Genomic DNA, 19739 nt, shown 5'->3' on the forward strand with positions numbered 1-19739 from the left:
GGCCCACGCCGTCCCGCGGGGCACCGAGCCGCGTCCCGGCGCGGCCGCGGTGCCGGGCGCGGCCGCGGCCGACGCGGCTATGCCGTGGTCGGCGATCGACGTCGGCAGCCCCTTCGACTACCCGCGGTCGGGGATCCTGTACGTCGCCAAGCACCTCCCGGCACCGGGGCGCGAGCCGACGACCGACCAGCAGCTCGACGAGATCGCGGAGCTGGTCGAGTCCGCGGGCGGGGCGACGCTCGGGCTCTTCTCGTCGCGTCGCGCCGCGGTGGCCGCGGCGGAGGCGATGCGCGAGCGCCTCGACGTCCCGGTGCTGTGCCAGGGCGACGACCAGCTCCCGACGCTCGTCGGCCGGTTCATCGAGGACGACGCGACGTGCCTGTTCGGGACGCTGTCCCTGTGGCAGGGCGTCGACGTCCCGGGTCCGACGTGCCGGCTCGTGCTCATCGACCGGATCCCGTTCCCGCGCCCCGACGACCCGGTGCGGTCCGCCCGCACCGAGGCCGTCGAGCGGTCCGGGGGCAACGGCTTCATGGCGGTGTCCGCGACCCATGCCGCCCTCATGCTCGCGCAGGGTGCGGGCCGGCTGGTCCGGACCGACACCGACCGCGGCGTCGTCGCCGTGCTCGACCCGCGCCTCGCCACCGCGCGGTACGGCACGTTCCTCGCGCGCACCATGCCGCCGTTCTGGCAGACGACGGACCCGGACGTGGCCCGGGCGGCGCTGCAACGTCTCGCGGCGCAGGCGGTCACCACCGAGGGCTGATCGCCGTCCGGTCGGCCCGTGGGCCGGCACGCGTGTGCCGCCGTAGGGTGTGGGCCGACGGGGCACCCGACGGACGGAGCGCACGCAATGGTGGACACGGCAGGCCGAGGGCAGCGGGAGCTGGACGACCTGGGGCTCGACGCGTCACCCACCCGACGCACGACCAAGCTCGCGGTCGTGGGCGCCGGCTCCGTCGGCTCGACGATGGCCTACGCGGCGCTCATGCGCGGCGTCGCGCGGACCGTCGCCCTCTACGACATCAACGCCGCGAAGGTCGAGGCCGAGGCGCTCGACATCGGGCACGGCATCCAGTTCATGCCCATGGCCGACGTCGTCGGGTCCGACGACATCCAGGTGTGCGCGGGGGCCGACGTGGTCGTCGTCACCGCGGGCGCCAAGCAGAAGCCGGGGCAGTCGCGGCTCGACCTCGCCGAGGCGACGATCTCGCTCGTGCGCTCGATGCTGCCCGAGCTGGTCGCCGTCGCACCCGACGCGGTCTACGTCATGGTCACGAACCCCGTCGACATCGTCACGTACGCGGCCCTGAAGTTCTCCGGTCTGCCGCCGAACCAGATGTTCGGCTCGGGCACGGTGCTCGACTCGTCCCGGCTCCGATACCTGATCGCCCAGCACACCGGGGTCGCGGTCCAGAACGTGCACGCCTACATCGCCGGGGAGCACGGCGACTCCGAGATCCCGCTGTGGAGCTCGGCGACCATCGGGTCGGTGCCGCTCATGGAGTGGCCGGGCATCCCGGGTCGCGGCGGCGTGACGGGGCGGCTCCTGCCCGCCGACCGCGAACGGATCGCCGAGGAGGTGGTCAACTCGGCCTACCGCATCATCGCCGGCAAGGGTGCGACCAACTACGCCGTCGCACTGGCGGGGTCGCGCATCATCGAGGCGGTGCTGGGGGACGAGCGCCGCGTGCTGCCGGTCTCGTCACTGTTGGACGACTACCGAGGGATCTCCGACGTGTGCCTCTCCGTGCCGTCGATCGTCGGCAGGGAGGGCGTCGGCGCGCGCCTCGAGGTCGCGATGTCCGACGACGAGCTGATGGGCCTGCGGCGGTCGGCCGACGGCCTGCGGCAGGTCGCACGCCAGTTCGGCCTCTGACCGGCCGCTGACGCTGCCGGGCGCCTGCGCCCGCCCGTCGGGCCGGCGCAGGCGACCCTCACAGGCTCCGCAGGACGCTGACGACCCTGCCCAGGACGACGGCGTCGTCCCCGGGGATCGGTGCGTACGCCGCGTTCTGCGGCAGCAGCCACACGTGGCCGTCGGTGCGCTTGAGCGTCTTGACGGTCGCCTCGCCGTCGATCATGGCGGCCACGATCTCGCCGTTCTCGGCAACCGGCTGCCGTCGGACGACGACCCAGTCGCCGTCGCAGATCGCCGCCTCGATCATCGAGTCGCCCGCGACCTTGAGCAGGAAGAGCTCACCGTCGCCCACGAGCTGACGCGGGAGCGGGAAGACGTCCTCCACGACCTGCTCGGCGAGGATCGGTCCACCCGCGGCGATCCGTCCCACGACCGGGACGTACGACGGCGCGGGAGCCGCGTCCCTCATCCCCGTCTCGTCCGGACCGGCGTCGTCGGTCGACGGTGCGAGGTGACCGATGGCGCGCGAGTCGTCGGGCTGCACGACCTCGATGGCCCGCGGCCGGTGCGGGTCACGGCGCAGGTAGCCCTTGCGCTCGAGCACCGTCAGCTGGTGCTTGACGGAGGAGGGGCTCGTGAGCCCGACCGCCTCGCCGATCTCGCGCATGCTCGGCGGGTAGCCGCGCCGCTCGACGCTCGAGCGGATGGTGTCGAGGACGAGGCGCTGGCGCGGCGTGAGGCCGTCCCCGCCGGTCGGGCCGTCCGGCAGGGCGGTGACGGAGGCGAGCGCCTCGTCCTGGCCCGTCGGCGGTGTGCTCCTGGGTGCCATGCGCCCCTCCGTGTCTGCGTGGACCTGTCTCCAGGCCCTGTCCCGTGCTCTGTCCGTCCCTGCCTGCGCGTGCCTGCGCCTGCCTGCGCCGTCCTGCCCTGCGCCTGCCTGTCCTTGCCGGCCTGCCGGCCCCGCCCACCGGTCGTGTCGGTGGTCGGTGGTGGGCTGTCGCCGTGCTCCTCACCCTAGGGGCGCGACGCACGGTGATCAAACACCTGTTCGAGCGTGTCTCGACAGCGTGTCGCCGCCGTGGTAGACATCGTACAGACGTTCGACGAACAGACGTTCGACTCGATCTGAGCCAGGAGGCACCATGAGCGCCATCACGTGGGACGAGGGACCGGCCCTGTCGGTGCAGCTCCGGCGCCGACGGTCGACGGGCGGGTCGACGCCGGCATCGGGCGCCCCTGCGGCGGCCCCGGCCGCCGACCGCCTCGCGCGCACCGCACACGCAGAGGCAGTCCGTTCGACGGGCTCCCTGCGCCTCACGGGGCGAGGACGCGTGGTGGTGTGGGCGCTCGCCCTGGCCGTCGCGGGCGGCGTCGGGCTGTCCGCGCAGAGCGCCGGCGCGGACGCCCCGGGCACCGCCACCCCGGTGCAGACGCACGTCGTCGGTGCGGGCGAGACGCTGTGGGGCATCGCCGCCACGGTCGCCGCGCCGGGCGAGGACCTGAGGGACGTGGTGGACGAGCTGGTCGAGCTCAACGGACTCGGGGACGCCGGTCTCCAGGCAGGGCAGCAGATCCTGCTCCCCACCGACTGACGGCCGAGGAACACCGCTCGGCCGGGCGGACGGCGGGCACGCCGTCCCGAGCCGCGCGTCGCAGCCCCGCAGCCGCTCCTTGCAGCCCCCCGCGCCCGACCGTACGGTGTGGCGGTCAGCGCGAGGAGGTGGGGGCCGGTGCACTGCCCGTTCTGCCGGCACGGGGACTCCCGGGTCGTCGACTCGCGCACGTCCGACGACGGGTCCTCGATCCGTCGTCGGAGACAGTGCCCCCAGTGCCTCCGACGGTTCACGACGCTCGAGACCGCATCGCTGTCGGTCGTGAAGCGCTCAGGCGTCACGGAGCCGTTCAGCCGCGAGAAGATCGTCAACGGCGTCCGCAAGGCGTGCCAGGGGCGGCCCGTGAGTGAGGACGACCTCGCCCTCCTCGCCCAGCGCGTCGAGGAGACGCTGCGGAGCACGGGCACGGCGGAGCTCGACGCGCACGAGATCGGCCTCTCGATCCTCGGGCCGCTGCGCGACCTCGACGAGGTCGCCTACCTCCGGTTCGCGAGCGTCTACCAGGCGTTCGACTCGCTCGACGACTTCGAGGCGGCCATCACGGCGCTCCGTGCCGAGCACGGCGACGAGGAGGCGCCGGCGGCCGCCGGCTCCGCCTGACCTCCCGGTCCGGTCGCGTCGCGTCCGCGTGGGTGCGACGCTGGCGGGACGCACGAGGCCGGAGGCGCGATGACCGACAACCCCGTGCCGGCACGCCCCGACGGGGTCGACCGCCGGCTGCTCGCCGTCTACCTCAACGACCACCTGGCCGGGGCGGTCGCGGGATCGCACCGCATGCGACGCACCGCCGACGCGCTGGCACGGACTCCGGTCGGCCCGGCGATGGACCGCGTCGCCACCGAGGTCGCCGACGAGCGCGAGGAGCTCCGCGCGCTGCTCGGCACGCTCGGCGTCACGCAGGCCCTGCCGAAGCAGGCGGCGACGTGGCTCGGCGAGAGGATCGCCCGGCTCAAGGTGAACGGTCGCCCCGCCCGCCACTCGCCGCTCACGACCCTGCTCGAGGTCGAGCTGCTCCGCAGCGCGGTCACCGGAAAGTGGGGGCTGTGGCAGACCCTCACGCTCCTCGCACCGTCGCTCGGCATCGATCCTGAGCGGTGCCGCGCGCTGAGCGTGCAGAGCGAGCAGCAGATCGCGACGCTCGACGAGGTGCACTCGTACGTCCGGGCCCGGGCGCTGCGTCGCGGGGACTCCCAGGTCTGAGCCGGGCGGGACCGACCGGACGGTCGGTCAGCGGGCGTCGTCGTCGTCCATGACGCGCTGACGCACCACGCGTCGCAGCACCTTCCCGATCTGCGAGCGGGGGAGCTCGGGGAGCACGACCAGGTCGCGCGGCAGCGCGTACCGGGCGAGCCGTCGCTCGCACCACTCGCGCACGGTCGCAAGGTCCACGCTCGGCCCGCCCTGCGCGAGGACGACGGCCGCCACCACGCGCTCCCCGAGGTCGCCCGAGCCGGGGACGCCCACGACCGCGACGTCCTCGATCCCCGGCATGAGCCGGAGGTGGTCCTCGACCTGGGAGGGGTAGACGTTGAAGCCGCCCGTGATGATGACCTCCTTGATCCGGTCCACGAGCCGCACGAACCCGCCCTCCTCGACGACGACGACGTCGCCCGTGCGCAGCCAGGTGCGGCCGTCGAGCTCGACCAGCACCGCCGCGGTGTCCTCGGGCCGTCGCCAGTACCCGGCGAACACCTGAGGCCCGTGCAGGAGCAGCTCGCCGCGTCCTCCCGGGGCGACCTCGCGCGTCGGGTCTTCCGGGTCGACGACCCGCATCCTCGTCGACGGGAAGGGCAGCCCCAGGGTGCCGGGGCGCCGCGCGTCCGAGACGGGGCTGCCGAGCGCGACGGGCGACGTCTCCGTCATGCCGTACCCCTCGACGAGGATGCCGCCGGTGACGGACTCCCACGCGCTCGCCGTCGAGGGTGACAGCGCCATCGCGCCCGAGATGGCCTGCCGGATCGACGTGAGGTCCGTCCCCGTGGAACGGGCGGCGGCGGCGAGCCGCTCGAACATCGGCGGCACGCCGGGGAAGAAGGTCGCGGGCCGGCGGCGCTGCGCGGCGAGCACGGTGTCCACGTCGAACTTCGGGAAGATCACCGAGGTCGCGGCGATGCGCACCGCGTAGGTCAGGCACAGCGTGAGGCCGAATGCGTGGAAGAACGGCAGGGCGGCGTACACCGTCTCGCGCCCGGGCTGGTGGCCCGTCCACGCCTGGCCCTGCGCCGCGTTGACCGCGATGTTGCGGTGCGTGAGGACGGCGCCCTTGGGCGTGCCCGTGGTGCCACCGGTGTACTGCAGCAGCGCGACGTCGTCGAGCGCCGGGTGCGGGTGGTCGTCGGGCAGGGGAGCGGCCCCTCGCACCAGCTCGCGCCAGGTCGTGACGCCGGGCGCGAGCGGGACCCGCGCGCGCAGCGCCTCGTTGCTGCGCCGGGCAGCGGGCAGCGGGAGCCTCAGGGCGAGCCGTGACGTGCGAGGGAGGTCGGCGGCGAGGTCGACCGCGACGATCGTCCGGAGGTCCGTCGCCTCGCGCGCGTCGAGCACGGGGACCACGGCCTTGGTCCACACGAGCGCGACGGTGGCTCCGCTGTCGGCCAGCTGGTGACCGAGCTCCTCCGCCGTGTAGGTCGGGTTGTGCTCGACGACCACGGCACCCAGGCGCAGCACGGCGTAGAAGGCGACGACGTGCGTCGCGCAGTTCGGCAGGACGAGCGCGACACGGTCCCCGGGTCGTACCCCCGCCGCGTGCAGGGCGCCCGCGGCCCGGCCCACCCGCGTCCCGAGCTCCGCGTAGGTCGTGGTCGCGCGCAGCACGTCCGTGGCGACCCGCGCGCCGTGCTCGGCGACGACGCGCTCGAGCGTCCGGGTGACCGTCTCGTCCGGCTCCTCGACGTCGGCCGGTACACCCGGTGCGTACGAGGCGAGCCACGGTCGTCCGTCGTCGTGCTCCACGCTGTGCTCCACGTGAGGATCGTAGGTTACGCGAGCGTAGGTTACCGACCGGTACGGTCGGTGTCGGTCGCGCTCGGTCGAGGTCGCCGTCGGTCGGGTCGGCCCTTCATCGTGACGCCGACGGAGCGGACGCGCATCGCGCGCTCGCGTGCGCCCGCCGGCGCCGACGGCCACGGACCGACATGGTCGTTCACCGGGCGCTCACCTAGTGTCCATCCATGGGAATCCGGCCAGCCCTCCCCGTGTCGGCAGGCGTCGCCCTCGGCCTCGTCGGCACGGCGCTCCTCGCCGGCGCGCATGTCGTCAACGCCGCGACGGCCGAGAGCCGGCTGCTCGACATGGACCGGGAGAACAACGTCCCGACGTGGTTCTCGGCCGCGCTGTTCCTGCTCGCGGCCACGGCGGCCGTCGCCGCCGTCGGCCGCGCCAGGGGCGTGACTCGCGTGGGCTGGCTCCTCGTCGCAGCACTGGGCGCCGCCGCGAGCGCCGACGAGATCGCGTCGGTCCACGAGGAGGCCGGTCGTCGGCTCGGGGCGGAGACCACCCTCTCGGTGGCGCAGCCCGGGGTCGCTCTCCTGGCGCTCGCCCTGCTGCTCGTCGTCGCGCACGCCGCCGGAGGGCGGCCCGGCCGGCTGCTGCGCGTGGCCGGCGCCGTCCTGGTGCTCTCGCAGGCCTGCGCGAGCGTCGCGGGGCTGCTCGACCGGGGGACCACGCGGTTCCTCCTCGAGACCGTGGAGGACGCCACGGAGATGCTGACGGCGACGGCGCTGCTCGCCGCCGGCCTCGGCGGTGCGGGGTTCGGCGTCCACCTCGCGCCGCGAGCGGTCGCCGCGGAGGTCGCGGCGTGGTGGCGCGGACCTGTTCCGTCAGAGGTCGCTCGACCGGGCGGCCCAGAGGTTCACCCCCGCGTCGACCGCGAGCTCGTCGATGGCGTCGAGCTCACCGCGCGTGAGATCGGGCCCCTCGAGCGCCGCCAGGTTCTCGTCGAGCTGCCGGACGCTGCTCGCACCCACGAGGACGCTCGTGGTCCGCGGGTCGCGCAGCACCCAGGAGAGCGCCAGCTGAGCGAGCGTCCGACCCCGGCGACGCGCGATCTCGTCGAGCCCGCGGACCCGCTCGAGCGTCTCGGGCGTGATCCACGAGCGGTCGAACGACCCGCCCCGTGACGCACGGGACCCCGCCGGCACGCCGTCGAGGTACTTCCGCGTGAGCAGGCCCTGGGCCAGCGGCGAGAAGGCGACGAGGCCCATGCCCGCACCGCCGACGACGTCGAGCAGCGAGCGACCGTCGGGCGCCGTCGGCTGCTCCACCCACCGGTTGAGCATCGACCACGACGGCTGGTGGAGCAGCAGGGGGACGCCCAGGTCGCGGGCCACCTCGAGCGCCTCCACGGTCCGCGTCGCCGAGTACGACGAGATCCCGACGTGGCGCGCGCGGCCCGACCGGAGCGCGGTCCCGAGGGCGCCGATCGTCTCCTCGAGCGGCGTGCTCGGGTCGAAGCGGTGGCTGTAGAAGACGTCGACGTGGTCGAGCCCGAGCCGGTCGAGGGACGCGTCGAGCGACGCGAGGAGGTACTTCCGGCCCCCGTGCTCGCCGTAGGGCCCGGGCCACATGCGGTACCCGGCCTTGGTGGTGAGCACGAGCTCGTCGCGACGGCCCCGGAGGTCGGTCGCCAGCAGCCTGCCCATGACCTCCTCGGCCGCGCCCGGCGGTGGCCCGTAGTTGTTCGCGAGGTCGAGGTGGGTGACGCCACGCTCGACCGCGTGCAGGACGATCTCGCGCTGGGTCGCGTACGGCCTGTCCGCACCGAAGCCCTGCCACAGCCCGAGCGAGATGGCGGGCAGGTCCAGCCCGGAGCGGCCGGCGCGGCGGTAGGTCATGGCGGGGGTCGGACGCTGCTCGGGGGCCACACCCCGACGCTACGCCGTCGTTCTCGGCGAAAAGCGTTGATCGTGTCGCGTAGCGTTGCTGACGGCCGCACGAGGCGGGCAGCAGGACGACACCACGGAGGTGGCCATGGCCGACGACGACCGCAACGGACCCGCGCGGACCGGCGACGAGACCCCGGGCGGCGCGTCCGGCGAACACACGGACGAGCGTCCCGGCGCCGTCGGCGCGGACGCCAAGGCGCGGTTCCGCGAGGCGCTCGAGCGCAAGCAGGGCGCCGCGCACCGCAGCGCCCAGGGCCGCGCCAACACGGGCACGGTGCACGGTCCCGAGACGACGGGACCGGGCAAGCGCACGTTTCGGCGCAAGACGGGCTGAGGGCCCGGCCTCAGGACAGGACGCGGAGCCGGATCGTCTGCGGCATGGTGCGCAGCACGTCGCAGACGTCCGGCCCGAGGTCGGCCGCGACGTCGGTCACGACGTAGCCGAGCTCGCCGCGCGTCGCGAGCAGCTGGCCCTCGATGTTGACGCCGTGCTCCGCGAGGGTCTGGTTGATCCCCGCGAGGACGCCCGGCGTGTTGTGGTGCAGGTGCGCGAGGCGGTGCGACCCCGTGCCGGCGGCGAGCGCGAGGTTCGGCAGGTTGACGCTCAGCGTGGTCGACCCCGTGGCCACGTAGTCGCGCAGCTTGTTCGCGACGAACTGCCCGATCGCCTCCTGCGCCTCCTCGGTCGAACCACCGATGTGCGGCGTGAGGATGACGTTCGGCAGGCCCCGCAGGTCCGACTCGAACGGGTCGCCGCGACGCTTGGGCTCCTCGGGGAAGACGTCGATCGCGGCACCGCCGATGTGCCCGGCGAGCACCTGCTCGCGCAGGGCGCCGTAGTCGACGACGAAGCCGCGGGACAGGTTGAGGAAGATGGCGCCCGGCTTCATCCGGGCGAACTGGGCCGCTCCGAACAGCCCCGCGTTCCCCTCGCGCCCGTCGACGTGCAGCGTGACCACGTCCGCGACGTCGAGCAGGTCGTCGAGCGACGACATGCGGCGCGCGTTGCCGAGCGAGAGCTTCTCGGCCGAGTCGTAGAAGACGACCGACATGCCGAGGGCCTCGGCGAGCACGGACAGCTGGGTGCCGATGTTGCCGTAGCCCACGATGCCGAGCGTGCGCCCACGGACCTCGTGCGCTCCCTCGGCCGACTTGTCCCAGACGCCCGCGTGCAGCGCGCGGTCGCGCTCGGTCAGGCGGCGCGTGAGCGCGATGATCTCGGCGAGGGTGATCTCGACGACCGAGCGCGTGTTCGAGAACGGGGCGTTGAACGCCGCCACCCCGCGCTCGGCGGCCGCGCGCAGCGCGATCTGGTTCGTGCCGATGCAGAACGCACCCACGGCGAGCAGGTCGGGTGCGGACTCGAGGACCCGCGGCGTCACCTGCGTCTTGGAGCGGATGCCCAGGAGGTGCACGCCCTGGAGCGCCTCGATGAGCTCGTCCTCGTCCAGCGCGCCCGTCCGGGACGTCACCTCGACGCCGTCGCCCTGCAGGATCGTCGTGGCCAGGGGGTGGAGGCTCTCGAGGAGCAGGGCGCGCAGCACGGTGCCATGGTGACGCGACGGCGGGCCCCGGCGGAAATCGGCCCGACAGGCGGGACGCCCGCGAGGGCGCGAGACTGCCGCCGTGGAGCGACGGGGCGCGCAGGGGGAGGACCCGGCCGTGCCGGGGCGTGCCCCCGGACACGTGGCGACGGCCGCTGCACCGCGCCGCCGGCGTGGGCTGGTGCTCGTGCCGCTCCTCCTGCTGGCGGTCGGCGCGGGCTGGGCCGTGCACGTCAGCGACGGTGACCTCGCGTCCCTGGTCCGGCCGCGCGCCTACGTCGAGATCGACGGCGAGGCCGTCGCCGTGCCGCTCCCGGAGCCGGCCCAGGGCCGTCCGCTCCCGGCCGTGCCGGTGACGACGTCGGGCTCGCACGCCTTCCTGCACACCGCGCCGGACGGCGCGCCGGTCGGCTACGACCCGTGCCGACCCGTGCGCCTCGTCCTGCGGCCCGACGGGATGCCCGAAGGCGGTCAGGCGCTGCTCGACGAGGCGGTCGCCCAGGTGCAGGCCGCGAGCGGGCTGGCACTCGTCGCCGTCGGGACGACCGACGAGCCGCCCCTGCTCGAGCGGCCCCTGATCCAGCCCGAGCGGTACGGCGAGGGGTGGGCGCCCGTCCTCGTCGCGTGGTCCGACGAGGCGACCGTGCCCGAGCTCGAGGGCCAGGTCGCGGGGGTCGGCGGCTCGGCGGCGGTCCCGGGCGCGGACGGTGCCGGCACGTGGCTCGCGGCGGGACGGCTCGTGCTCGACGCCGAGGACATCGGCGGCCTCCTCGAGCGCGAGGGGGGCGCCGCCCAGGCGCGCGCGATCGTGGTGCACGAGCTCGCGCACGTGCTCGGCCTCGACCACGTCGACGACGCCGGCGAGCTCATGCACCCCGTGACCTCGAGCCGCACCGACCTGGGGCCGGGGGACCGGCAGGGTCTCGCCCTGCTCGGTCAGGTGGCCTGCGAGTCCTGAGGGTCGAGGCCCCGCGGGAGGGCGCCCGTGGTCAGCACGTGCAGCCTGCGCGTGGGGCGCGTCATCGCGACGTAGAGGTCGCCCGGGACCGGCTCGAGGTCGGCAGGCTCGACCAGCACGACGACGTCGAACTCGAGGCCCTTGGTCTCGCGCGGCGTGAGCACGGCGAGCGGAGCGTCGAGGACCGACCCGTTCGTCGTCGCGCCCAGCGAGCCCGCGAGCGGAGAGGCCTCGAGCAGCCGGGTGAGGCCGGGCACGCGCGCGGGCGCGGCGATGACGGCGACCCGGCCGCCCTCTTGCGCGCCGGGGCCCGTGACGCCCGCGACCCGGAGCGCGGTCGCCGCGGCCTCGACGAGGGCACCGTCGACCGCGTCGACCGTCGTGACCTCGAGCGCGTGCTCGACCTCGCGGGCCGAGGTCAGCGGGCTCACGGGCAGGTCCGCCGCGCGCGCCACGCGCTGCGCGGTGCGCGCGACCTCGGCGGGGGTGCGGTAGTTCACGGTGAGCTCGGCGAGCCGCCACGAGCCCCGCAGCACGGGGTCCAGCATCCGCGCCCACGACCGGGCGCCGGCCGTGGAGGCGGTCTGGGCGACGTCGCCCACGATCGTCATCGAGCGGGTCGGGCACCGGCGCAGCAGCATCCGCCAGGCCATGGCGGACAGCTCCTGCGCCTCGTCGACGACGACGTGCCCGTAGGTCCACGTCCGGTCGCCGGCGGCGCGCTCGGCCGTCGTGAGCAGCGGACCGCCCTCGCTGAAGCGGTCCGCGAGCACCTCCGCGCTGACGAGGCCGCGTCCGGCGCCGGACGAGGTGAGCACCTGCCGGGCGTACTCGAGGTCCTGGTTGCGCCGCCGCGCCTCCTCGGCGGCCTGGGCGCGCGCGGCCTGGTCGTCCTCGCCGAGCATCTCGGCGACCTCGTCGAGCAGCGGGACGTCCGCGGCGGTCCACCCGTGCTCCGGGTCGCGCAGCAGCAGGGCGCGCTCGCGCCGGCTCAGTTCGCGCGCCGCGGCGTCGAGCCGGGCGGGACGGGTGAGCAGGTCGCCCACGAGCTTCTGCGGCGTCAGGGGCATCCAGGCGAGGTTGAGCGCGATCCGCACCTCGCGCATCGTGCGCAGCTCCTCGACGACCTCGGCCCGGTCCTCGGCCCCGACGCCCTGGCCGAGCTGCTCGACGTACTGCCCTGCGAGTCGCTGCAGCATGTCCTTGACGAACGTCACCCGCGCGAGGTTGTGCGGCCGCCCCGTCCGGCGCGCTCGCTGGATGGCGTCGGCGACGTCGGCGGGCGTGATGGTCACCTCGCGGCCGTCGACCCGCACGGTCACGGGCTCGGCGGGCACGCGCTGGCGCTGGCGCACCGCGCGCGCGAGGACCGAGGCCATGACGGCGCGACCCTTGATCTCGGCGACCTCGTCGCTCTCCGTGGCGGTCGCCCGGACGCCGGGCACGAGGTCGGCGACCGTGGCCGTGACGACGCCGGTCTCGCCGAGCGAGGGAAGCACCTGGTCGATGTAGCGCAGGAACGTGTGGCTCGGGCCGACGACGAGGACGCCCGACCGCTCGAGCATCCGGCGGTGCGCGTAGAGCAGGAAGGCGGCGCGGTGCAGCGCGACGGCCGTCTTGCCCGTCCCCGGGCCGCCCTGGACGACGAGCGCTCCGGCGAGCTCCGAGCGGATGATCGCGTCCTGCTCCGCCTGGATGGTCGCGACGATGTCGCCCATGCGGCCCGTCCGGCCGGTCGAGAGCGCGGCGAGCAGCGCACCCTCCCCCGAGAGACCGGTCAGCACGCCGTCGACGCTGCGTCCGTCCTCGCCGGACCCGTCGTCGTCGGCCCCGGCGTCGCGGACGAGCGCCTCGAGGTCGAGCACCTCGTCCTCGAGGCCCGTGACGACCCGACCGCGGGTGACGAGGTGCCGGCGCCGCAGGACGCCGTCGGGCTGCGCCGCGGTGGCGCGGTAGAAGGCCTGCGCGGCAGGCGCCCGCCAGTCGGTGAGCAGCGAGGTGTGCTCCTCGTCCGTGAGCCCGATGCGGCCGATGTAGCGCACGGCGCCGTCGGTGAGGTCGAGCCGGCCGAAGCAGAGGCGCTGCTCGACCGCCTCCAGCTGGGCGAGCCGGTCCTCGTAGAGGGTCGCGAAGGCGTCGCGCTCCGACCGGTTCTGCGGCGAGCCGGACGGTCCCACGCGGCGCACGCGCGCGAGACGGGCCCGGGCCTGCGCTCGCAGCGCGTCGAGCCGCGTGTACCGCACGTCGACCGCGTCCTGCTCCTGACGCAGCTGGTCCTGCCTGGATGACACGGGCCCCCCTGGGGTCGACTCGCCGGATGCGGCCGTCCATTATCCGCCCTCGCGCGGGCGCCGACGTTCGTGCACCCGGGTGACGGGACGGCCCCCGGCCGGGTGGTCCTGCGGTCCGGAGCACCGTCCCACGCCGCACTCGCGGCAGGTACCTGGGAGCGTGACCTGTCGTGCGCCCCTAGGATCGGCGCGTGCCTGCAGGGCACCGAGCCGGGCGAGCGCGAAGGGTGGCCAGTGCCGTACCACGAGATCAACCCGCGCCCGATCAGCGTCCTCCTCGTCGAGGACGACGACGGGGACGCCTTCCTCGTGTCCGAGCTCTTCGCCGACGCGGACGTGCCGGTCGACCTCGTCCGGGCGCGCACCGTCGACGAGGCCCTCGTGCACCTCGACGTCGACTGCATCCTGCTGGACCTGGGCCTGCCCGACGCCGTCGGGATCGACGCGCTCGAGCGCGTGCTCGAGGCCCCGTCGATCCCCGCGGTGGTCGTGCTCACGGGCCTGTCGGACACCGGCCAGGGCCTGCGCGCCGTGGCCGCGGGCGCCCAGGACTACCTCGTCAAGGGCGAGGTCGACGCCGAGCTGCTCACCCGGTCCGTGCGCTACGCGATCCAGCGCCGCCGCGCCGAGCGGCAGGAGCGCGAGCTGTACCGCGCGCAGGTCCGCAACTACGAGACGACGCGGCTCGAGCGCGCCCTGCTGCCGACGCCGCTCGTGGGCGACGGCGCCCTCGAGGTGCTCGTCGGCTACCGCGCGGGCCGCGACGGCCTGCTCGGCGGCGACTTCTACGACGTCGTCGAGCGCGACGACGGCTCCGTCGCGGCGGTCGTGGGCGACGTCGCCGGGCACGGTCCGGACGAGGCGGCGCTCGGCGCGACGCTGCGCACGGCGTGGCGCACGTCCGTGCTCGCGGGCCTCTCGCCCGCCAAGGTGCTCGACGTCGTCGAGCAGATCCTCACGGCCGAGCGCGGCCGGCCCGAGATCTTCGCCACGCTGGTCCAGGTCGTCGTCGCGCCCGACCGTCGCTCCCTCGACCTGTACCTGTGCGGCCACCCGACCCCCTTCCTGCTCGGGGTGCCGACGACGTCGCTCCCGTCTGACACGCGCGGACGTGCGCTCGGCATCCCCGTGCTCGGCGGCTGGCAGCCCCAGCGGGTGGAGCTCGAGGAGCGCTGGCGGGTGATCATGTTCACCGACGGCGTGCTGGAGACCACGGTCGACGACGGGCTCACGCGGCTCGGCGAGGAGGGCCTGCAGCGCGTCATGGAGCAGCAGCTCGCGACGGAGGCGGCGCCGGGCGCCGACCCCGCCGGCCCGTCGTTCGTGGACTCCGTGCTCGAGGCGGTGACGGCGCGCCACGGGGGGAACCTCGTCGACGACACGGCGCTCGTGCTGCTCGGCTGGGGCGGGCGGTGACGGCGGACGCGCCCGTGGTCGACGACAGCACGTCCCTGCGGCGTCGCCTCGGTCTGGCGATGGGCATCGCCGGCGTGGTGCTCGCCGCGCTCCTCGTCGCCGCGCTCTGGGCCCTGGTCAGCTTCGCCGACCGTCAGCAGGCGGTCACGGGCGTCTACTTCGACGCCGTCACCCAGGCCGACTCTGCCTACATCTCGTTCGTCGACGCCGAGACGGCCGTCCGCGGCTACGCCCTGACCGGCGACCCCACCACGCTGGAGCCGTTCAACCGCCTGCTGGAGACGCCGAGCGACGGCACGACCGGCGCCGACGTCGAGCAGGCGCTCGTCGCCGAGCTCGGGGCGGACCACCGCGCCCTCGAGCTCCGCGCCGAGGCGGCCGAGGCCGCCCTGACCTGGTACGAGGAGTTCGCCGAGCCCACGATCGCCCTCGTGCAGGCGCAGGGCGCGGGCAGCGTGGCCCCCGAGGAGATCGAGCGGGGCCGGGTCCTGTTCGACGACCTGCGCGGGCCGCTCCAGGAGTACATCGACACGGTGCGCGACCTGCGGGAGGAGGCGGTCCAGGAGCTGGCCGCGTGGACCGCGGTCGTCCGCGGCGTCCTGCTCGCGTTCGCCGCGGGCGCCGTCGCGGTCGGGGTGCTGCTCTGGGTCTTCCTGCGCCGCTGGGTCACCGAGCCGCTGCGGGTGCTCGCGACGGACGCCCGCATCGTGGCCGACGGCGACGTCGAGCACCCCGTGGCGGTGACCGGACCGGGCGAGGTCGGCGAGGTCGGTCGCGACGTCGAGCAGATGCGGCTGCGGCTCGTGGACCTCATCGGCGAGGCTCGCCGGTCCCGCGTGGCGCTCGAGGAGTCCCACGCGCAGCTCGTCGAGCAGGCGGAGGACCTACGGCGCTCCAACCGTGACCTCGAGCAGTTCGCCTACGTCGCGTCCCACGACCTCCAGGAGCCGCTGCGCAAGATCGCGAGCTTCACGCAGCTCCTGGCCAAGCGGTACGAGGGCCAGCTCGACGAGCGCGCCGACCAGTACATCGCGTTCGCGGTCGACGGCGCCAAGCGGATGCAGCGGCTCATCAACGACCTCCTGGGCTTCTCGCGCGTCGGCCGGATCGGCGGCGAGCTGTCCGACGTCGACCTCGACGCGGTGCTCGACCAGGTGCGCTCCGACCTCGACCGGGTCGTCGAGGAGACCGGGGGCGAGGTGGTCTCGGACGGTCTGCCGGCGGTCCGGGGCGAGCTCCCGCTCCTCGTGCAGCTCGTCGCCAACCTCGTCGGCAACGCCCTGAAGTTCCGCCACCCCGACCGTGCCCCGAGGGTCCGGCTCGAGGCCCGGCGCACGGGCGACCAGTGGGAGCTGGCGTGCCACGACAACGGGATCGGCATCGACCCCCAGTACGCCGAACGGGTGTTCGTGATCTTCCAGCGGCTGCACGCCAAGGAGGTCTACGAGGGCACCGGCATCGGCCTCGCGCTGTGCAAGAAGATCGTCGAGTACCACGGCGGCCAGATCTGGATCGACCCCGAGCCGGCGGACGGTGGCACGACCATCCGGTGGACGCTCCCGGCGGCCGGCACCGACGTCGCCACGTCGTCGGCGGTCGCCGTGGCGGCGGGCCGCGGCACGGACCATCCCGTAGGGTCGGCCACGGACGAGGAGCCGCACGCCGTGCGGGGGCCCGTCCCATCGGACCCGGAGGGCATCCCGCATGACTGAGCACAAGACGATCGACGTCCTCCTCGTCGAGGACGACCCGGGCGACGTGCTCATGACGCGCGAGGCGTTCGCCGAGAACAAGGTCGCCAACCGCCTCGCCGTCGTCAGCGACGGCGTGAGCGCGCTCGAGTTCCTGCGCAAGGAGGGCGAGCACGCCGACGCGCCGACGCCCGACCTCGTGCTGCTGGACCTCAACCTCCCGCGGATGGACGGTCGGGAGGTGCTCGCGGCGATGAAGTCGGACGAGCAGCTGCGCCGCATCCCCGTGGTCGTCCTCACCACCTCGGAGGCGGAGGAGGACGTGCTGCGCAGCTACTCCCTCCACGCCAACGCGTACGTGACCAAGCCCGTCGACTTCGAGCGGTTCATCGACGTGGTGCGCCAGATCGACGACTTCTTCGTCTCGGTGGTGCGCCTGCCGTCGAGATGACGGCGGAATGCACGGCGTCCAGCCGGCGTTGAGGCTGACGTCGAGGGACCGGTCGATCCCTGACCGAGCAGGACGGAGGACGTGATGCGTGACCCCAGCGAGATCTACACGATCGACGAGGACGTCGCCCGCGACCTGAGCCTGCGCGCGGAGGCCGGGCCAGGGCCCGTGCTGCTGCACATGGTCCGCGGCTTCGTCGACGCCGGCAGCGCCGGCCAGCTCTCCGCGGAGCACCTCGCCGAGCGGTTCGAGACGGAGCGGCTCGCGACGTTCGACGTCGACGCGCTCCTCGACTACCGCTCGCGGCGCCCGACGATGGTCTTCGACTCGACCACGTGGTCCGACTACGAGGAGCCGTACCTCGCGGTCGACGTCGTGCGCGACGGCGAGAAGGTGCCCTTCCTGCTGCTGCACGGCACGGAGCCCGACGTGCAGTGGGAGCGGTACGTCGCCGCCGTGCGCGAGATCGTGGAGCGCTTCCGCGTGCCGCTGTCGGTGGGCGTGCACGGCATCCCCATGGGCGTCCCGCACACGCGCCCCCTCGGCGTGACCGCGCACGCGACCCGCCCCGAGCTCGTGACCGAGCACGCGTCCTGGTTCGGCCGCGTCCAGGTCCCCGCGAGCGCCAGCGCGCTGCTCGAGTACCGGCTGGGCCGGTGGGGGCACGACGCGATGGGCTTCGCGGTGCACGTGCCCCACTACCTCGCGCAGTCCGCGTACCCGCAGGCGTCGCTCGTCGCCCTCCAGCAGGTCGAGCGCGCGACGGGCCTCGAGCTCGACCACGCCGCGCTCGAGACCGCGGCCCGCGAGGCCACCGAGGAGATCGAGCGCCAGGTCGAGGGCTCCGAGGAGATCGCCGCCGTCGTGCAGGCGCTCGAGGAGCAGTACGACTCGTTCTCCCGGGCGATCGGCCGACCGAACCTCCTGGCGGAGCAGGCGGAGATCCCGACCGCCGACGAGCTCGGTGCCGAGTTCGAGCGGTTCCTCGCGCAGCAGCAGGGTGGGGACGGCCAGGACCGGTGACGTCGCCCCGTCGTTCGGGGCTGGTCCTCGGCGCGGCCCTCGCCGCGTACGCGATCGCCGTGCTGCACCGCGGCTCCCTCGGGGTCGCCGGCGTCGAGGCGACCGAGCGCTTCGGCGTGAGCGCCACCGTGCTGTCGACGTTCGTCGTCGTGCAGCTCGCCGTGTACGCCGCGCTGCAGGTGCCCGCGGGCGTGCTCCTGGACCGCTTCGGCGCGCGCGCCATGATCGGCACGGGCGCCCTGCTCATGGCGCTCGGCCAGCTGCTCCTGGGGGTCGCGGACGACCTCACGCTCGCCTACACCGCGCGTGTCCTCATCGGCGCCGGGGACGCCGCGACGTTCGTCTCGGTGATCCGGCTCGTGGCGGCCTGGTTCCCGCCCCGGCGCGTGCCACTGCTCACCCAGCTGACCGGCATCGTCGGGCAGAGCGGCCAGGTCCTCGCCGCGCTGCCGCTCGTGGCCGTCCTGCACGCCGCGGGCTGGACGCGGGCGTTCGTGGGGCTGGCGGCGGTCGGGCTGATGGCCTCCGCGCTCGCCTGGGGCGTCGTGCGGGACGCGCCGCCCGGCGTGGTCGTGCGCAGCGTCGGGGGCGGCGTCGTGGCACCCGTCCGGGAGGTGGCCGGCGTCCCGGGGACGTGGCTCGGCTTCTGGTCGCACGCGCTGAGCCAGTTCTCGCTCACCGTGTTCGTGCTGCTCTGGGGCTACCCCTTCCTCACCCGCGCCCAGGGGCTGTCGCCGGCGCAGGCCGGGGGTCTGCTCACGCTCAACGTGCTCGCCGTCGTCGCGTCCGGTCCGGTCGTCGGCGCCCTCACGGGCCGCCACCCGCTGCGCCGCTCGTGGATGGTCATCGCGATCGCGCTCGCGACGGCTGCCGCCTGGGCCGCGGTGCTGCTCAACCCGGGACGCAGCCCGGTGTGGCTCCTTGCCGCGCTCGTCGTCGTGCTCGGCGTGGGGGGACCCGGTTCCGCCATCGGCTTCGACTACGCCCGCACCTTCAACCGCAGCGGACGTCTCGGCACCGCCACGGGGCTGGTCAACGTCGGGGGCTTCGCGATGGCCGTGCTGTCCGTGCTCGCCGTCGGGGTCGTGCTGGACGTGGCCGAGGCCCGCGGCGCGGCCCCGCTGTCGCTCGACGCGTTCCGACCCGCCTTCGCCGTGATGGTGGTGCCCTGGGTCGTCTGCCTCGTCGGCGTGCTCATGAGCCGCCGGGCGACCCGCCGCGTCATGGCGGCGCAGGGCGTCGTGGTGCCCCCGGTCCGGGAGGTGCTCGCCCGGCGCCGGGGTGCGCGCGCGGCGGACGCCCCCGAGCTCGCGGGGGACGGCCGCGAGCCCACGGCGGACGGCCGGTCGGGTGATCTCCCGGCGGGCCGCTGACCTGCACAGGTGCGCGTCGGCTCTGGCGCCCGCAGAGGCGACCGTGCCATGCTTTCGATGTTGCTAGGGCTCGGCCTGTCCGCCTCTGGAGGACGTGGGTGCAAGCACTGCGGCGCGAGGACCGGGTACAAGGCCGGGTCATCAACGTCCCCCGGATGGACAGAAGGACAGGAACAGCATGGCGCAGGGATCTGTGAAGTGGTTCAACGGCGAGAAGGGCTACGGCTTCATCGCCCAGGACGGCGGCGGCGCTGACGTCTTCGTGCACTACTCCGCCATCGAGACGCAGGGCTACCGGACGCTCGAGGAGGCCCAGCGGGTCGAGTTCGAGATCACCCAGGGCCCCAAGGGCCCCCAGGCCGAGAAGGTCCGCCCGCTCTGAGCGAACCGTCCGACGACGAGGCCGCACCCCGCCCCAGGGGTGCGGCCTCGTCGTCTGTCAGCCCTCGCCGTGCTCGCGATCGGCGCCGTCCTCCGGGACGTCACCGTCCGGCGCCTCGAGCTCCGGCGCGGCGTCGCGCAGGGGCGGCGTCGTCCCGGCGAACGCGGCGAGCTCGTCGCCGACGAGCAGCGCGGCAGGCACCGCGAGCGTGCGCAGGCGGCGCGCGAGGCCGTCCGGGCCGCCGTCCGTCCCGCGA

18 protein-coding genes and 1 pseudogene are annotated in these 19739 nt (G+C 74.6%); 13 read left to right on the forward strand and 6 right to left on the reverse strand.

Features of this window, described 5'->3' with window-relative positions:
* On the forward strand, positions 1–766 hold a 766-nt coding region (locus tag ICW40_RS07675), incomplete at its 5' end, for an ATP-dependent DNA helicase (protein WP_221653245.1).
* 87 nt (positions 767–853) lie between these two features.
* Positions 854–1879, forward strand: coding sequence for an L-lactate dehydrogenase (locus ICW40_RS07680; RefSeq protein WP_221653246.1), 1026 nt, complete (start codon positions 854–856; stop codon positions 1877–1879).
* Between the two features lie 58 nt (positions 1880–1937).
* Here the strand turns inward: ICW40_RS07680 and lexA are convergent, their stop codons facing one another.
* Positions 1938–2690: a transcriptional repressor LexA gene (lexA, locus tag ICW40_RS07685; protein ID WP_221653247.1), complete on the reverse strand. Its 753-nt coding sequence runs from the start codon at positions 2688–2690 to the stop codon at positions 1938–1940.
* Positions 2691–3003: 313 nt separating this feature from the next.
* On the opposite strand from lexA, the gene ICW40_RS07690 reads away from it, so the two are divergent.
* From ICW40_RS07690 to ICW40_RS07700, 3 genes are all read left to right on the forward strand, one after another.
* On the forward strand, positions 3004–3453 hold the full coding sequence (locus ICW40_RS07690) for a LysM peptidoglycan-binding domain-containing protein (RefSeq protein ID WP_221653248.1): 450 nt from the start codon (positions 3004–3006) through the stop codon (positions 3451–3453).
* Positions 3454–3591: 138 nt separating this feature from the next.
* Entirely contained in the window at positions 3592–4074 is a 483-nt protein-coding gene (nrdR, locus tag ICW40_RS07695; protein ID WP_221653249.1) for a transcriptional regulator NrdR, read from the forward strand.
* Between the two features lie 69 nt (positions 4075–4143).
* Positions 4144–4674, forward strand: coding sequence for a hypothetical protein (locus tag ICW40_RS07700; RefSeq protein ID WP_221653250.1), 531 nt, complete (start codon positions 4144–4146; stop codon positions 4672–4674).
* A gap of 27 nt (positions 4675–4701) precedes the next feature.
* On the opposite strand, the gene ICW40_RS07705 is transcribed toward ICW40_RS07700, so the two are convergent.
* Positions 4702–6435 carry an AMP-binding protein gene (locus ICW40_RS07705; protein WP_308121697.1) on the reverse strand — a complete coding sequence of 578 codons (1734 nt, stop codon included), beginning with the start codon at positions 6433–6435 and terminating at the stop codon, positions 4702–4704.
* Positions 6436–7289: 854 nt separating this feature from the next.
* Positions 7290–8303: an aldo/keto reductase gene (locus tag ICW40_RS07710; RefSeq protein ID WP_221653260.1), complete on the reverse strand. Its 1014-nt coding sequence runs from the start codon at positions 8301–8303 to the stop codon at positions 7290–7292.
* Positions 8304–8439: 136 nt separating this feature from the next.
* Between ICW40_RS07710 and ICW40_RS07715 the strand changes: the two genes are divergently transcribed.
* A complete protein-coding gene (locus ICW40_RS07715) occupies positions 8440–8688 on the forward strand; it encodes a DUF5302 domain-containing protein (protein WP_221653251.1) in 249 nt (82 codons plus the stop codon).
* 10 nt (positions 8689–8698) lie between these two features.
* On the opposite strand, the gene serA is transcribed toward ICW40_RS07715, so the two are convergent.
* Positions 8699–9898, reverse strand: coding sequence for a phosphoglycerate dehydrogenase (gene serA / locus ICW40_RS07720; RefSeq protein ID WP_221653252.1), 1200 nt, complete (start codon positions 9896–9898; stop codon positions 8699–8701).
* 82 nt (positions 9899–9980) lie between these two features.
* Here serA and ICW40_RS21485 point away from each other — a divergent pair, with 82 nt between their 5' ends.
* On the forward strand, positions 9981–10856 hold the full coding sequence (locus ICW40_RS21485) for a matrixin family metalloprotease (protein ID WP_221653253.1): 876 nt from the start codon (positions 9981–9983) through the stop codon (positions 10854–10856).
* On the opposite strand, the gene ICW40_RS07730 is transcribed toward ICW40_RS21485, so the two are convergent.
* Positions 10835–13147, reverse strand: a complete 2313-nt coding sequence (locus tag ICW40_RS07730; protein WP_221653254.1) for a HelD family protein — start codon at positions 13145–13147, stop codon at positions 10835–10837. The two genes, ICW40_RS21485 and ICW40_RS07730, sit on opposite strands and share 22 nt — an antisense overlap.
* A 234-nt stretch (positions 13148–13381) precedes the next feature.
* On the opposite strand from ICW40_RS07730, the gene ICW40_RS07735 reads away from it, so the two are divergent.
* The 6 genes from ICW40_RS07735 (at position 13382) to ICW40_RS07760 (ending at position 19483) form a co-directional block, all read left to right on the forward strand.
* Complete coding sequence (locus ICW40_RS07735) at positions 13382–14563, forward strand: PP2C family protein-serine/threonine phosphatase (protein ID WP_221653255.1); 1182 nt, start codon at positions 13382–13384, stop codon at positions 14561–14563.
* 14 nt (positions 14564–14577) lie between these two features.
* Positions 14578–16275, forward strand: a complete 1698-nt coding sequence (locus ICW40_RS07740) for a sensor histidine kinase (RefSeq protein WP_308121698.1) — start codon at positions 14578–14580, stop codon at positions 16273–16275.
* Entirely contained in the window at positions 16268–16705 is a 438-nt protein-coding gene (locus ICW40_RS07745) for a response regulator (RefSeq protein ID WP_221653256.1), read from the forward strand. The genes ICW40_RS07740 and ICW40_RS07745 overlap by 8 nt, the downstream gene beginning before the upstream one ends.
* Positions 16706–16789: 84 nt before the next feature.
* Entirely contained in the window at positions 16790–17728 is a 939-nt protein-coding gene (locus ICW40_RS07750; RefSeq protein WP_221653257.1) for a proteasome assembly chaperone family protein, read from the forward strand.
* Positions 17725–19101 carry an MFS transporter gene (locus ICW40_RS07755; protein ID WP_221653258.1) on the forward strand — a complete coding sequence of 459 codons (1377 nt, stop codon included), beginning with the start codon at positions 17725–17727 and terminating at the stop codon, positions 19099–19101. Before ICW40_RS07750 ends, ICW40_RS07755 begins: the two co-directional genes overlap by 4 nt.
* Before the next feature lie 178 nt (positions 19102–19279).
* On the forward strand, positions 19280–19483 hold the full coding sequence (locus ICW40_RS07760; RefSeq protein ID WP_199423750.1) for a cold-shock protein: 204 nt from the start codon (positions 19280–19282) through the stop codon (positions 19481–19483).
* Positions 19484–19540: 57 nt separating this feature from the next.
* On the opposite strand, the pseudogene ICW40_RS07765 reads toward ICW40_RS07760, so the two are convergent.
* A pseudogene (locus ICW40_RS07765) lies at positions 19541–19739 on the reverse strand (hypothetical protein); the annotation flags it as partial.

Source organism: Actinotalea ferrariae, from assembly GCF_019733465.1.
GTDB lineage: Bacteria > Actinomycetota > Actinomycetes > Actinomycetales > Cellulomonadaceae > Actinotalea > Actinotalea ferrariae_A.

What these genes read in the sequence shown, in the direction of transcription:
- ICW40_RS07750 (WP_221653257.1), top strand. Translation starts at nt 16,790, where the DNA reads ATGCGTGACCCCAGCGAGATCTACACGATCGACGAGGACGTCGCCCGC.
- ICW40_RS07710 (WP_221653260.1), bottom strand. Translation starts at nt 8,303, where the DNA reads ATGACCTACCGCCGCGCCGGCCGCTCCGGGCTGGACCTGCCCGCCATC.
- ICW40_RS07760 (WP_199423750.1), top strand. Translation starts at nt 19,280, where the DNA reads ATGGCGCAGGGATCTGTGAAGTGGTTCAACGGCGAGAAGGGCTACGGC.
- ICW40_RS07745 (WP_221653256.1), top strand. Translation starts at nt 16,268, where the DNA reads ATGACTGAGCACAAGACGATCGACGTCCTCCTCGTCGAGGACGACCCG.
- ICW40_RS07690 (WP_221653248.1), top strand. Translation starts at nt 3,004, where the DNA reads ATGAGCGCCATCACGTGGGACGAGGGACCGGCCCTGTCGGTGCAGCTC.
- ICW40_RS07700 (WP_221653250.1), top strand. Translation starts at nt 4,144, where the DNA reads ATGACCGACAACCCCGTGCCGGCACGCCCCGACGGGGTCGACCGCCGG.
- ICW40_RS07680 (WP_221653246.1), top strand. Translation starts at nt 854, where the DNA reads ATGGTGGACACGGCAGGCCGAGGGCAGCGGGAGCTGGACGACCTGGGG.
- ICW40_RS07715 (WP_221653251.1), top strand. Translation starts at nt 8,440, where the DNA reads ATGGCCGACGACGACCGCAACGGACCCGCGCGGACCGGCGACGAGACC.
- lexA (WP_221653247.1), bottom strand. Translation starts at nt 2,690, where the DNA reads ATGGCACCCAGGAGCACACCGCCGACGGGCCAGGACGAGGCGCTCGCC.